A 14,244-nucleotide genomic window follows, 5' to 3' on the forward strand; every position below is an offset into this window, starting at 1 on the left:
GGATGTGCCATTACCTTTTTTTTGGATTTTGGTGCCAGTTTGTCAGGAATAGGTAGGGGATGGAGGAGATTAAAAAAAACAATTGTCACGTTTAGCCTTGTCAGATTGGCTAAGATTGGCAGGTTTTTGACAGATCCGACCTAAGCTTTGCAACCAAATCAGCAGAGGATGCATCTTAGGGTTTATGAGAATTAATTTTTCAGCGAAAAACCGGGAAAGAGGTAAATGGCTGATGATACTCTTGCTGGGTTATTCATTTTTGATTTTGTCCCAGTGTACAGAGATCTTATCAGATTTGGCAAAGCTTTTTCACTCGTTTGGACACAAAACATTTTTGTTTTTTGGATAGGAGGAAGTCATTTATCCTATTTTTAATGCATGAAGTACACATTGACAATTCAAGACCTATTTATATACCCGATTAAGTCTCTCGGGGGGATCCGGCTCAATGAAGCTCAGGCAGAGGAGCGTGGTTTTCGATATGATCGACGGTGGATGCTGGTAGATCATCAAGGTGCCTTTGTCTCTCAAAGGACTTTTCCTCAACTGGCATTGCTGGGAGTGGAGTTGTTTGCCAAGCACCTTCTGGTATTTCATAAATACAATCCAAGTCAAAAGCTGGAGATTTCCCTAGACTTGGCCGAAGGGCCTGAAATTCCTGTTGTAATCTGGGACGATGAAGTCTTGGGGAAATTGGTCAGCAAAGAAGTGGATCGCTGGTTTTCTGATTTTTTGGGATTTGGGGTGCATTTGGTCGTGATGCCGGAGACTACACATCGAAAAGTGGATCCTCGGTATGCGGTCAAGGGAGAGAATGTGAGCTTCGCTGATGGAATGCCATATCTTCTAATCAGCCAAGAATCCTTGGATGAGCTCAATTCCAGATTGGAAATCCCGGTACCGATGAATCGGTTTCGCCCCAATATTGTCATTTCAGGAGGGGAACCTTTCATCGAAGATCAATTAAAGGCTGTTCAAATTGGGGGGCTGGACTTTCGAATCGTCAAGCCTTGCGCCCGTTGCGTTCTGACTACTGTAGATCAGGAAACAGGAGAAAAAGGAAAAGAGCCCCTGAGGACTCTTTCTTTGTATCGAACCCAGAACAATAAAGTGATGTTTGGGCAAAATGTAATTGCGCTCCAGTCAGGGGTAATCCGGGTTGGAGATGAAGTCAATTACTGAAATTCCTTGACCGTCTGAATAAATACTTTGACCATCTCTGGATCGATGTCCGGGTAAACACCATGGCCTAGATTGGCAATGTGTCTGCTGCCACGGAATTGTTCCATCATTTCGAGCGTCGCGGCACGGACTTGATCAGGATTGCCATACAAAGCAGCTGGATCCAAATTTCCCTGAAGGGTTTTGTTTGGTCCGATTAGTTTTCGGGATTCCGCAATTCCCATATTCCAGTCCAATCCGATTGTTTCACAGTTAAGCTTGCCCATTTCTTCGCGGGCAAAAAAAGCTCCCTTCGCAAATACAGTTACGGGAACTTCCGTGATGGCATCACAGATCTGAGTGATATACTTAAGTGAAAACTCCTCGTATTGCTTGGGACCTAAAATTCCTGCCCAGCTGTCAAATATCTGCACCAAATCTGCTCCGGCTCTGATTTGTGCTTTGAGGTAATTGATCGTGGAATCTGTGATCAGCTGGAGGAGTTTATGAGAGAATACCGGATCGCGATAGAGTTTTTCTCTGGACTTCGAAAACGTCTTGCTTCCGCTTCCTTCTACCATGTAGGCAAAAATGGTCCACGGTGCTCCCGCAAATCCAATCAATGGAACACGTCCAGCCAGGTTTTTCTTGGTGATATGAATCGCATCAATGACATACTTGAGGTCATTTTCACCATCAGCGATTCTAAGTTTTTTCAAATTAGATTCACTTCTGACAGTTTCCGGAAACCAAGGTCCACGTTTCTCCACCATTTCGTAAGGAAGCCCCATCGCCTCCGGGATCACCAAAATGTCAGAAAAGATGATCGCAGCATCCACACCCAGTAAGTCCACGGGCTGAATGGTGACTTCAGCAGCCAACTCCGGAGTCTGTGCCAGCTCAATAAATCCACTGACAGATTCACGCACTGCCCGGTATTCTGGAAGGATTCTACCTGCTTGGCGCATCAGCCATACTGGCGTTCGTTCAGTTTTTTCTCCTTTGGCTGCTCTCAGGAGCAGATCATTTTTGATTTGCATGGCGCAAAGATAAGAGCCGAATTTTATTTGGAGATGCTTCTTCTCAACTTAAAAACAAACAGGATCTACTTTAAGGTAGATCCTGTGGTAAGATTTTAAGAATTTGAAGGAATTAATTCTTTGGATTTAGCTTGTAAAAGTCTCCATCTTCTAGTCCCAATAACCTAGTGACTCCTTCGTAATCCGTCCAGTCGATTCTGGCACCTGCAAAATCCGCAGGGACTACCACGATTCTGAAGACTTGATCTTGGGTCCATTCCGGTCCAAGGGTTGAGAAATTCAAAGGTCCGTCCAAGAAAATTCGGAAATCAGAGCGAGTGAAATCATAATTGTACATCAAAACACCTTCATTGAAGAAAACCGTCTGTGGTAATGCTCTCCACACGGATTGGTTGTTGGAAGTTTCCCATTCGATAAAGGCTAGGACGACATCACTTTCCAAAATCGCAGGTTGAAAATCGAAAATTCCTTCATAGCCATTTTGAGAAGTGAAATCCACTTCTACTTCAAATGCCTCACCTACAATTGTTACACCTGGAGCGCCTTCCGGACCAGGAGGTCCCATCGGACCTTCGCATGCCTGAAAAGCCAACAGGCCGATCAAGGCAAAAATTGTCAAATATCTGTTCATAGTTGGTATAGTTTGTAGGGAGTTTCACGGCAGGGATCGTGCCAAGGTTGGTTAATAAATCAAAAAGATCCCCCTACTTTACCGGCGCGATCACTTGCACCTCGGATTCAGAAATAATCTTGTCTATAAAGACACCCGTCAATTCAAGCTGCTTGGCTTTGGCAAATTCTCTAATATCATCTTTGACCTTCTCAGGATTAGGCATTACCCATCGACTGCCTTCGATTTTGGAGAGAATGTATTTCTCCTCCGTAAAAGAAAGTGCCTCCATTGTTGCTGGGGGAAAAGGCATATCAATTCCAACAAATACCTTCATTGTATCCAGTTTGCCGGCTGGCTCTACGTAATAAATGGTGTGAATCTTGGATCCCGGGTTTAGAGACTGAAGAGTTTCGATCTCTTTGAATGTTTCTCCAAGTTTCGGGTCTTGGGGCGTTCCGATGTAAGTTTTTCCTGCAAGGACATCAGGAGCCTTTTCTACCAAAGAAATTTGGATAGATGGGCTGCCTCCGATATTCACGAAGAAGTAATATCCGGCAACCAGAATTGCGGCTCCCAAAACTACGAGTACTCCGAGCTTTTTCATGATTTAGAACAAATACCGAACTCCAATACCTCCCTGGCCCCTCATGTTCACTCGATCGACCAATTCGATGAATAGGCCTACCTCAGCAAAAACGCTGATGGGCAAATCGTCAAAATAATATTCAGCTCCACCAAAGGCTTCAGGACCCAAATCAAAATTGGAACGCTCCTCAAATCTCCGCTGAGCGGGTCCGGATGCTCCAAAGGTGTCGTAAATGTAGTTTAGTCTGGAGCTCCTCAAATGCAAGCCTGCACCTGCATAGCCTAATAGGTAACCCTGCTCGATCTCGAACATGTCTGTGATGTCTTCATGCAAAGCCAAGCGAAAGTTCAAGGATACTCCCCGATTAGCCGTATGAGAGACATAAAATGCGTTGGAGCTTGGAGGATTGTTTTCGAATGATTTACGATAGTATTCGGCACTGTTGACTCCCCCGGATCCGAGCATTACTTCAAAAGACAAATAATCCTCAATAAAATCCTTGTAAGTCAAAGAAAAGGGCTCGCCAAGTCTTACCCCGGCTCCTCTTTCCTGAGCAAATCCAATGATGGGTAAAAAGAAAATCAAAACAGCAATTTTGAGCTTCATAGTATAGATTGGTTTAGTTTGGATTAAATCGCCATGGTTTTCAACTGCATCTGATGCAGCTGGGTATAATATCCTCCAAGTTCCAAAAGACTAGCATGAGTGCCTGTTTCCACGATTTCACCCTTGTGCAGCACGATGATTTTATCTGCTTTTTGGATGGTGGAAAGTCGGTGAGCAATCACAATCGAAGTCCTACCTTTCATCATTTTTTCAATTGACTCTTGAATCAATTCTTCAGTTTCCGTGTCCACAGAGGAAGTCGCCTCATCCAAAATCAAGATTTCAGGATTATAGACCATCGCCCTTACGAAGGAAATCAATTGGCGCTGCCCTACAGATAAGGTAGATCCGCGCTCCATGACATTATAGTCCAAGCCTCCTGGTAGTCTCTCGATGAATTTTTTTGCTCCTACCAATTCTGCGGCTTCCATGACCTGTTCTCTGGAGATTTCAGGATTGCCTAAAGTGATGTTGTGGTAAATGCTGTTGGAAAAGAGGAATACATCCTGAAGTACCACCCCGATGTGCTTTCGCAATATCCCAAGTTCAAAATCTCGGATGTCGGTGCCATCGATATAGATATGGCCTTTGTTGATTTCATAAAATCTTGAAATCAAATTGATGATGGAGGATTTGCCGGCGCCAGTAGCTCCCACCAAAGCCACGGTTTCTCCATGTTTTACTTCGAAGCTGATGTCTTTCAAGACATATTCTTCATCCACATAAGCAAACCAAACATTCTCTAGCCGGATATTTCCCTGAAGCTTTTCGGGTTTGAAATCTCCTTCATTGGCAATGTGTTCCGTGGAGGCTAAAAGTTTGAAAATTCTGGAAGAACTTACCACGCCCATTTGAAGCGTGTTAAATCGGTCAGCAATCATCCGGATTGGACGGAAGAATAACTGAAGATACATGATGAAAGAGATCAATACCCCGATTTGGATTTCCATTCCCAAGACTCCCACTGCGCCATACCATACGACCAAACCTATTCCTATCGCTTGGATAATTTCAGCTACCGGGAAATAGATCGAATAGTACAATACTGAGCGGATATGGGCTCTCCGGTGTTCCCGGTTGATTTCTTTGAATTTTTCAAATTCGCGGGCTTCCCGATTGAAAATCTGAACAATGTTCATTCCTGTGATATGTTCCTGCAAAAATGAATTCAGATTGGAAACCGCATTTCTAACATCATTGAAAGTCACTTTGATTTTTTCCTTGAATACGTAGGTGGAAATAATCAACAGAGGCAAGGTACATAAGCTGACCAAGGTGAGCTTCCAGTCTATGTAAAACATGACACCCAGGATGGTCACGATTTGCAAAAGGTCGCCGATAATCGCAGCAAGCCCTTCACTGAAGACATCAGCCAAGGTTTCGATATCCGATACATTTCTCGTGACTAGCCTACCGATTGGTGTATTGTCAAAGAACTTCAGCCTCAATTTCAACAAATGCTTGTAGAGCCGAACTCGGATATCTTTGATGATGACTTGCCCAATCCAGCCAGAATAATAGGTATGTGCCCATTGGACAATGGACTGCAGGATCATCAGCCCGACGAGGATATAGATGATTTTGATCAGGCCAGGCACATCTCCCAATGCGACATAATCATCAATGGCAACCTGAATAAAGTAGGGTCGAGTAGGGGCCAAAAAAGCCAGCGCAATCGTCAAAAAGACCAAGAAATAAAACTGCGCTCGATAGGGCTTTACAAAACTATAAAGCTGCTTCAAGACTTTCATGTCGACGATTTCGCCGGAGGATTCTTTTTCTTTTGCTAAGCTCAAGGCTGGTTAGTCTAGGTAAAGGTTGGCAGGGTAATTCACTTGGCATAAAAACAGCCCTTTTGCGGGAGCTGCTTTTCCCGCTTTTGTTCTGTCTTTGGATAGGATCAATTCTTCGAAAGATGCTAGAGTCCTGGCGCCAAGTCCAATCTCCATCAAAGTTCCTACAATTGCTCTTACCATTCCACGCAAAAAACGATTAGCGGTTATATGAAATAACAATTCACCGTCTTTTTGTTCCCAACGGGCAGAATGGATTTTGCATCGAAAGTGATTGACTTCCGTCTGAATTTTGCTAAAGCACTCAAAGTCCTCATGTTGAAGAAGGATTTGGGCGGCTTCATTCATTTTGTCCACATCGGGTTGCTGAAAGATCAACCAAGCCAATTCATCCAAGAAAGGGCTTTTTTGGAATATTATCCGATAGAAATAAGACCGATCGATGGCGTCAAAGCGGGCATGAGCTTCTGGCTGAACTTCCCTAATGGAATGTATGGCAATTTCCTTGGGAAGAATGGCATTGATTCCTTTCATGAATTTCTCAAGAGACAATGCTCCTGCAAAATCAAAGTGACAAACTTGCATGCTGGCATGAACTCCCGTGTCGGTTCTTCCGCTTCCCATGATTGAAATCGGGGTTCTGAGGTAAGTGGAAAGGGCTTTTTCCAAACATTCCTGGACAGTAAATGCATTTTGCTGAATTTGCCATCCATGAAAGGGTGAGCCTTTATAGCTTAATTCCAGAAAATACCGCTTCATCTCAATCATGGCTGCAAAGATACAATTCCCAATCAAATCCTAAGGCGGTACTCAGAAGCTTGGTATTGTTTGGATTTGGGTTTTTCTTTGCAAAAAATAATCTAACAATGATTCAGCGAATTCAAACCATCTTCCTGTTTTTGGTAGTCGTGTGTATGGGGATTACTCTTGGTACCGAGCTATGGGAACAAAACATGAACGGTCAAACTTGGAAGCTTAATGCACTTTTTCTGGAAAATCTGGATGCCAGCGGTGAAGTAATCAGCTCCGACTCCAAATGGTATCTTGCCGCATTGGCCGCTTTTGCAGGCCTTTTGGCCTTGATCTCTATTTTCCAGTACAAAAACAGAGGAAGGCAAATGATGATCAATATGGTCAACAGTCTCTTTATGGTTGCCTTAGTTGCCTTGACTTTTTTGACTACCAATGGACTGAATTCAGAGTTGGGGTCAGAAGTAGCGGGTAGCTATAAAATCGGATTTTGGGCTGTTTTGGCCGGGATGGTTTTCAATATGCTTGCGAATCGCTTTATCCGAAAAGATGAAATGCTCGTCCGTTCCGTGGACAGAATCAGATAAGTCAAAACCCGGCCACATAAGCCGGGTTTTTTGTTGCTGTGATAAAAGTACTTCAATTCTTTCCGAGACTTTCCTAATTTGAAACCAAAGTAAAGCATCATGAAATTCGAAACTTTAGCCATTCACAAAGGCAATCTGATTACAGATAAAAACAAGCCTGTCGTCCAGCCCATCACACTCAGCACCACTTTTGAGCATGGAAACGAGGGAGGAGTCCTATACACCCGGGCAAACAACCCCAATAGAATGGCCTTGGAAGAGCTGGTGTCATGCTTGGAAAAGGGAGTGGACGCGGCAGCTTTTTCATCAGGAAATGCTGCGGGTACAGCAGTTTATCAGGCCTTGAAGCCAGGCTCTCACATTATCGCCCCTGATGACATGTACCATGGACTGCACAATTCCATGACCATTCTGTTTGCAGGAATTCATGAAGTTTCATTTGTGGACATGAGTGATTTGGAGGCTGTCAAAAAAGCCATCAGATCTAATACCCAATTGTTCTGGGTAGAAACTCCCTCAAATCCATTGTTGAAAATCACCGATATCCGGGCAATTTCAGAATTGGCCAAAGCTCAGGGAGCAGTATTGGTTTGTGACAATACGTTTGCCACACCTGTGTTTCAAAATCCGCTGCTTTTGGGGGCAGATATCGTGATGCATAGTAGTACGAAATATTTTGGAGGCCATTCCGATATCCTGGGTGGTGCCTTGGTGACCAAAGACTCCAACGAGTTTTGGGAAAAAATCAGGACTGTACAAAAAGTGGGAGGGGCAGTTCCTTCTCCTGCAGATTGCTACTGGCTGACCAGAAGTATTCGGACCTTAGCCTATCGAATGAAAGGCCATGCGGAGCATGCGAGGATTCTTGCAGAGTTTTTGATAAATCATCCCAAGGTGGAGCGAGTTTTTTATCCCGGATTGAAAAATCACAAAGGACATGATATCGCAGCAGCTCAAATGAGCGGCTTCGGGGGAATCGTGTCTTTCACCGTGAAAGGCGGCGCTGAAGAGGCTAACCAAGTGGTTTCGAAACTTGAGCTCTTTGCCAATGCTACAAGCTTGGGAGGAGTAGAAAGCTTGATCGAGAGACGCGCAGCTGTTGAAGGTCCCGATACCAAAACCCCTCAAAATCTTCTTAGAGTTTCAGTAGGACTGGAACACACCGACGACCTTCTAGAAGACTTGAATCAAGCTTTGGGTTGATCAATTAAAAAGTTGCAGGTTAATGTCTAAAGTAAAAAAAAAGAGGCTCTGGAATCCCAGAACCTCTTTTTTGTTAATTCTTGTAGATCTCTACTGGCCAAGAATCATTTCCGTAATTAATATCGGTAATGACTTTGTCTGGATCGATTTCAACTGATTTTACTTTTTTAGATGTTTTGAGCAAGTGTGTCCAAGAATCAGTTCTTTGCCAGATTTCTACTGGAAGTTTGACTCTTTCCTTGCTATCGTCTTCATAGGTTACTTCCAGAAGTACTGGCATCGGGAAATCTCCTTTGTTAACCAAGTTGATCAGGTAATTGCCACCATAAGGCTGCACACCGGTGATTCCCAAATCAATATTTCCGTTTCCATAGAACCAGCCTTTCCAAAACCAGCTTAGGTTTTCTCCGGCCACATTTTCCATATGGTTGAAAAAGTCAGCAGGTTGTGGGTGCTTGAATGCCCAGGTTTTGATGTAAGATCTGAAGGCATTGTCAAATCGCTCATGACCTAGGATATATTCTCTTAGCATCACCAGTCCGATAGCTGGTTTCATATAGGCTACCATTCCCAGGTTGCGGGTATCGGTCACATCCGGGTAATTGTCAATACCTTCTCTGGACTCGTTGGTGAAGTAATTGTTGAATCTCCGGGTTTGGATTAAGTTGCTTGGATACTCTTCATTATTGAAGGCTTTTGAGCTATAGTGGTTGATAAAGGTGTTGAATCCTTCATCCATCCAGGCATATCTGCGTTCGTTGGTTCCGACGATCATTGGGAACCAGTTATGGCCAAATTCATGATCTGTCACGCCCCAGAGGGAAGCGCCTTTGGAATTGTAATGGCAGAAATTCAAGCCCGGATATTCCATGCCATTGATTTCGGCAGCGACATTGGTGGCCGACTCGTAAGGGAACTCAAACCACTGCTTCGAGTAGTACTCGATGGAAGCCTTGCTGTATTCTGTGGAGCGAGACCAAGCTTCCTCTCCGTTGCTTTCGATCGGATAGACGGATTGGGCCAAAATTGATTTTCCACTAGGCAGATTGATTTTGGCTGCGTCCCAGATAAATGCATCAGAGGTGGCAAATGCGATGTCTCTGGCATTTTGAATTCTGAAATGCCAAGTAATCATGCCCTCTTGTTTAGGTCGGGTCAATCGGGTGTTTTTGATTTCTTCCGGAGAAACCAAATAAACCGTTTCCTCGCTTTGAGCGGCTTTTGCATAGCGGCTTTGAAGCTCCTTGGAAAGGACTTCATTCGGATTCATCAGTTTGCCGGATCCAACCACGATGTGATTGTAAGGTACAGTGACTTTGTAATCAAAATTTCCGTACTCCAAGTAAAACTCGCCCGCACCTAGGTAGGGTTCGACATTCCAGCCTTCTACATCATCGAATACGGCGACTTTTGGATACCACTGCGCAAAAGCATAGATCCAACCATCTTTAACTTTCAATCGGCCCATTCGGTCCATTCCTTTTTGAGGAACTTTGAAAGAAAAGTCCATGGATACGGTAGCTTTTCCGCCTTTGGCAGGGATGGGTTCAGCAAACCAAACCTGCATCCGTGTGTCATCGATCAGGTGACGAGAAGAAACGTTTCCTTTGGTACCTACTTTTGCTGCAACGTTGGATATAGCATATCCTCCGTCGGTGTCACCGTTGTATCGGTTTCCTTGGATCGGGGTGGTGAGTGTTCCTCTGGAATCAGGAGTGAACCGGTTTTGCTCGAGTTGTAGCCAGATAAAATCAAGGCTCTCGGGACTGTTGTTGGTGTAGGTGATGGTTACTTTGCCGGATAGGGTGAAGTTGGATTCATCGAGACTCACTTCAATCTGGTAGTCTGCGGCATTTTGCCAATAGGCTTCACCGGGCTTCCCTGAGGCGGTTCGGTACATGTTTCCTTTTCGGTCCATGAATTCCGAGAAGTCCTTTTGGTTGTTATCCTTGGCTTGTTGAGCCAAGCTTGGGTTTACATTCAGTGATAGAAAAAGGGACAAAAGTCCTCCCAAAAGCATTTGTTTTCTCATAGAACTATTGATTTCCCACTAAATTAAGGAGAAAAAAATGGAGCGGCTAGGTGGATTATTCTGAAAGGTGAAAGGATTAACAGAATTTTAGAAACCACAAGAATTTGGATTGGGGATTGGATGCCCCTTACTTTTGGGGAGGATTATTTAAAGCCCTCATGAAAAAAGCACTTCTGGTGAGCGTTTTAGCGGTTTTAGCTTTTAAAGCCAATGCTCAAAACGACACCACAGCCCAAAATCTGGATGAGATTATCATCCAGGAAAACCGAATCCAGATTCCATTTTCCAAACAAAGCCGAAATATCACAGTGGTAGATCGACCCCAATTGGAAACCACTCCTGCCCGAAGTTTGCCGGAAATTCTGTCCTTTGTCCCCGGAATAGATGTAAGACAGCGCGGAGTCACCGGGGTCCAAGCGGATATTGGTATCCGTGGAGGTACCTTTGAGCAGACTTTAATGCTGATGAACGGGATCAAGCTTTCTGATCCTCAGACGGGTCATCATATGATGAATATTCCCATTCCTTTGGTCAATATTGACCGGGTGGAAGTCCTGAAAGGCCCGGCATCCCGGATTTTTGGTCAGAATGCCTTTGCCGGGGCCGTCAATGTAATTACTCAGCTTAGCGATGTTCGGAGCCTGCGAGTTCAAGGGTATGCAGGCGATTTCGGTATGAAGGGGGTGAACTTTGCCGGTTCTCTGCCTGCTGGAAAGTATCGACAGAATTTGGCCATATCCTATGATGATTCCAACGGACACCAATACAACTCGGACTACCAAGTCAGCAATGTTTTCTACGAAGGTGGTATTGCCCTAAACGAAAAGAATTCCATTCGGGGAATGTTGGCCTACACAGATCGGACTTTTGGAGCCAACGGATTTTACACCTCTGCTTTCCCGGATCAATGGGAAAGTATTCAGACCAGTTTGGCTTCTTTATCCCATACGTATCAAAGTGATCGATTTTATTTCAATACTCGTGGGTATTGGAGACAAAATCAGGATGAATACCGCCTGAGAAGAAATGAACCTTCTTTCTACCAAAATAACCATACTACGGATGTTTTTGCCTTGGAAGGAAATGGGAGCTTTACCAGCCAGTTGGGAACCACAGGATTTGGGATTGAGGCCAGAAAAGAGCAGATCGAATCCAATAATCTGGGAGCGCATGACCGAACTTTGTATGGCTTGTTTTTGGAGCAGCTGGTCAATCTGGGAAGTAAAGTAGACCTACGAGCAGGCTTGTATTCCAACTATTATTCGGAATATGGCTGGAAGCATTTTCCAGGAGCTGAACTTGGATTCCAGGCTACCCAACATTTGAGATTTTATTCTGGTATTGGATCCAGCTTTAGAATTCCCACTTATACCGATTTGTATTACAAAGGACCCACCAATATTGGAAATCCAAATCTCTTGCCTGAAGAAGCCCGGTCTTTTGAGTTGGGTGGAAAATGGGCTAAATCCAACTGGAGAGCGGAGTTGGTGTATTTCAACCGCTTCAGCGAAAGTCTGATCGAATGGGTAAGAACTTCGGCTTCGGAACCTTGGCAGCCTCGAAATTTGAACGAGGTGACCTTCAAGGGTGTGGAGGCCTCTTTGGGCTATCGAATCAGTCCTACCGGTCGGTCTGTTCAGGTGAAAGAAGTGTTGTTGTCCTACAATTACATCGATGCTGATTTTGCTCCCCAACCGGGATTGGAGTCCAGATACGCCCTTACTGCTCTGAAAAATCAGGTTATAGGCGGAGTATTGGTTGGAATTGGTCAAAAATTGGAGTGGAATACCAAAATGCGGTATGTGGAGCGGATTTCTCAGGAGCCCTATTTTCTACTGGACATGAGAGTAGATTATAATCGAGTTGGTAAACTTGGCTTTTTTGCCGAAGCCTCAAATATCACCAACGAAGATTATGTGGAAGCAGGCACTGTCCAAATGCCCGGAAGATGGTTTAGAGCAGGATTTATGTTGAATTTGGAGTGAGAATTTTACTCAAATAGAATTTAGTGATGGAAGGGCGACTCCAAAGGAGTTGCCGTTTTTTTGCACTATTACCAACTTGGGTAAAATAAAAAAGCCCCAGAACATTCCGAGGCTTGATGTGGAAGTTGAGGGATTCGAACCCCCGACCCTCTGCTTGTAAGGCAGATGCTCTGAACCAGCTGAGCTAAACTTCCTGAAAGGACTGTTGGTTTTGTTTATGTGGAAGTTGAGGGATTCGAACCCCCGACCCTCTGCTTGTAAGGCAGATGCTCTGAACCAGCTGAGCTAAACTTCCATTTCGTTTGCGTGCCAAACGGATTGCAAAGGTAGATTCTAAAATTTTAAAGGCAAATAAAAAATTCAATTCCTTTGCAATGGCTTGAAAATGAGGGGTATTTTTTTTGTTTGCTTTGCAATATGCGATGGTTAGCCTTTGTTCTTCTAATTCTCGACTATTTATTGCCTATACTTCCAAAGGTTTTTTTCCGCAGATTAGCGCAGATTTATCTTTTAATTGTATTTAGGTCTCCGGTCTTCTGACTCCCAACTTCCAACTTTTCAATACCCATACTTCCCTTTCCACTTTCCAGATAAATACTTTCTCAGCTCATTTTCCCGTGCATTTTCTCCGGGATCGTAGAGTTTGGTGTTTTTGATTTCTTCGGGTAAATATTCCTGCTCCACAAAGTTGCCGGGGAAATCATGGGAATATTTGTAGGTCTTTCCGTAGTTCAGATCCTTCATCAACTTTGTCGGGGCATTTCTAAGATGAAGGGGAACGGATAAATTTCCAGTTTGTGCGACTAGCGCTTGGGCCTGATTGATGGCTAAGTAGGAAGCATTGCTTTTGGGGGAGCTGGCCAGATAAGTCACGCACTGGGAAAGTATTATTCTCGCTTCGGGATAACCAATGATTTTTACCGCTTCGAAGCAATTGGTGGCTAATAAGAGGGCATTGGGATTGGCATTTCCGATGTCTTCGGAAGCCAAAATCACCAATCTGCGGGCGATAAATTTCACATCTTCTCCACCTTCGATCATTCTTGCCAGCCAATACACAGCTGCATTGGGATCTGAACCCCGGATGGATTTGATAAAGGCAGAAATGATATCGTAATGCTGTTCGCCGGATTTGTCATAAAGCGCTACTTTTTGCTGGGCGATCTGCATGACCTTTTCGTCAGTAATCACGCAGGGATTCTCGTTGATTCCATCGATGACGATCTCCAAGAGGTTCAGCAGCTTTCTTCCGTCTCCGCCTGAAATTCTCAATAAGGCATCAATTTCCTGGAGCTCTACCTTGATTTTTTTCAGATCGACATCCTTTTCAAGAGCCTGTTTCATCATGGCTTCCAATTCGGCTTTACCCAAAGGATTCAAGGTAAAAACCTGACATCTGGAAAGAAGTGCTGAGTTGACTTCAAAGCTCGGATTTTCGGTGGTAGCTCCGATCAGCCGGATGGTGCCTTTTTCTACTGCACCCAAAAGTGCGTCTTGCTGGGATTTGTTGAAGCGGTGGATTTCGTCGATGAATAAGACAACTCCTTGTTGAAATCTTGCTTTTTCAATGACCTCACGGATGTCTTTTACCCCGGAACTGATCGCACTTAGCGTGTAGAATGGCGCCTTGATCTCATTGGCGATGATATTCGCGATGGTGGTCTTTCCTACTCCTGGAGGTCCCCAAAGAATCAGCGAAGGCACATTGCCGGACTTGATGGCCTTGAAAAGAAATGAATTGGGAGAGGATAAATGCTCCTGCCCGATCAGATCTTCCAATCGGGTGGGACGCATTCTTTCCGCAAGTGGGGTAGGGTTCATTTGAGTAGTAGCAAGATTTTAGACAAAAGAATCAAGACTTTGACTTCAGGAATCAAATCAATTTATC

Annotated in this window: 12 protein-coding genes and 2 tRNA genes; 4 read left to right on the forward strand and 10 right to left on the reverse strand. The window is 44.3% G+C overall.

Annotated features, from left to right (window positions below; genetic code table 11):
- Nucleotides 1–378 precede the first annotated feature (378 nt).
- A complete protein-coding gene (locus tag G458_RS0104780; RefSeq protein WP_245579229.1) occupies nucleotides 379–1,182 on the forward strand; it encodes an MOSC domain-containing protein in 804 nt (267 codons plus the stop codon).
- Here G458_RS0104780 and hemE read toward each other — a convergent pair.
- The 6 genes from hemE to truA form a co-directional block, all read right to left on the reverse strand.
- Entirely contained in the window at nucleotides 1,176–2,201 is a 1,026-nt protein-coding gene (hemE, locus tag G458_RS0104785; protein ID WP_026950892.1) for a uroporphyrinogen decarboxylase, read from the reverse strand. The genes G458_RS0104780 and hemE overlap by 7 nt on opposite strands.
- A 112-nt stretch (nucleotides 2,202–2,313) precedes the next feature.
- Complete coding sequence (locus G458_RS0104790; protein WP_026950893.1) at nucleotides 2,314–2,832, reverse strand: hypothetical protein; 519 nt, start codon at nucleotides 2,830–2,832, stop codon at nucleotides 2,314–2,316.
- Nucleotides 2,833–2,905: 73 nt separating this feature from the next.
- On the reverse strand, nucleotides 2,906–3,418 hold the full coding sequence (locus G458_RS0104795; RefSeq protein WP_026950894.1) for a hypothetical protein: 513 nt from the start codon (nucleotides 3,416–3,418) through the stop codon (nucleotides 2,906–2,908).
- A gap of 3 nt (nucleotides 3,419–3,421) precedes the next feature.
- Nucleotides 3,422–4,006 (reverse strand): hypothetical protein, encoded by a 585-nt coding sequence (locus G458_RS0104800; RefSeq protein ID WP_026950895.1) that lies wholly within the window; start codon nucleotides 4,004–4,006, stop codon nucleotides 3,422–3,424.
- A gap of 23 nt (nucleotides 4,007–4,029) precedes the next feature.
- Complete coding sequence (locus G458_RS0104805) at nucleotides 4,030–5,802, reverse strand: ABC transporter ATP-binding protein (RefSeq protein ID WP_026950896.1); 1,773 nt, start codon at nucleotides 5,800–5,802, stop codon at nucleotides 4,030–4,032.
- A 6-nt stretch (nucleotides 5,803–5,808) separates the two neighbouring features.
- Nucleotides 5,809–6,567 carry a tRNA pseudouridine(38-40) synthase TruA gene (gene truA, locus G458_RS0104810; RefSeq protein ID WP_026950897.1) on the reverse strand — a complete coding sequence of 253 codons (759 nt, stop codon included), beginning with the start codon at nucleotides 6,565–6,567 and terminating at the stop codon, nucleotides 5,809–5,811.
- A 98-nt stretch (nucleotides 6,568–6,665) separates the two neighbouring features.
- Between truA and G458_RS0104815 the strand changes: the two genes are divergently transcribed.
- On the forward strand, nucleotides 6,666–7,136 hold the full coding sequence (locus G458_RS0104815; RefSeq protein ID WP_026950898.1) for a DUF4293 domain-containing protein: 471 nt from the start codon (nucleotides 6,666–6,668) through the stop codon (nucleotides 7,134–7,136).
- Nucleotides 7,137–7,235: 99 nt separating this feature from the next.
- Nucleotides 7,236–8,339, forward strand: a complete 1,104-nt coding sequence (locus tag G458_RS0104820; RefSeq protein ID WP_026950899.1) for a trans-sulfuration enzyme family protein — start codon at nucleotides 7,236–7,238, stop codon at nucleotides 8,337–8,339.
- Nucleotides 8,340–8,412: 73 nt separating this feature from the next.
- Here G458_RS0104820 and G458_RS0104825 read toward each other — a convergent pair whose 3' ends face one another.
- Nucleotides 8,413–10,371 carry a M1 family metallopeptidase gene (locus tag G458_RS0104825; protein ID WP_026950900.1) on the reverse strand — a complete coding sequence of 653 codons (1,959 nt, stop codon included), beginning with the start codon at nucleotides 10,369–10,371 and terminating at the stop codon, nucleotides 8,413–8,415.
- A gap of 158 nt (nucleotides 10,372–10,529) precedes the next feature.
- Between G458_RS0104825 and G458_RS0104830 the strand changes: the two genes are divergently transcribed.
- Nucleotides 10,530–12,356, forward strand: a complete 1,827-nt coding sequence (locus G458_RS0104830) for a TonB-dependent receptor (RefSeq protein WP_026950901.1) — start codon at nucleotides 10,530–10,532, stop codon at nucleotides 12,354–12,356.
- Between the two features lie 119 nt (nucleotides 12,357–12,475).
- Here G458_RS0104830 and G458_RS0104835 read toward each other — a convergent pair.
- The 3 genes from G458_RS0104835 to G458_RS0104845 form a co-directional block, all read right to left on the reverse strand.
- Nucleotides 12,476–12,550 (reverse strand) — tRNA-Val (locus tag G458_RS0104835).
- Nucleotides 12,551–12,576: 26 nt separating this feature from the next.
- A tRNA-Val gene (locus G458_RS0104840) sits at nucleotides 12,577–12,651 on the reverse strand.
- Nucleotides 12,652–12,914: 263 nt separating this feature from the next.
- A complete protein-coding gene (locus G458_RS0104845; protein WP_026950902.1) occupies nucleotides 12,915–14,177 on the reverse strand; it encodes a replication-associated recombination protein A in 1,263 nt (420 codons plus the stop codon).
- Between the last annotated feature and the right edge of the window lie 67 nt (nucleotides 14,178–14,244).

The sequence above is a fragment of the Algoriphagus mannitolivorans DSM 15301 genome (assembly GCF_000429425.1).
GTDB classification, from domain to species: Bacteria; Bacteroidota; Bacteroidia; order Cytophagales; family Cyclobacteriaceae; genus Algoriphagus; species Algoriphagus mannitolivorans.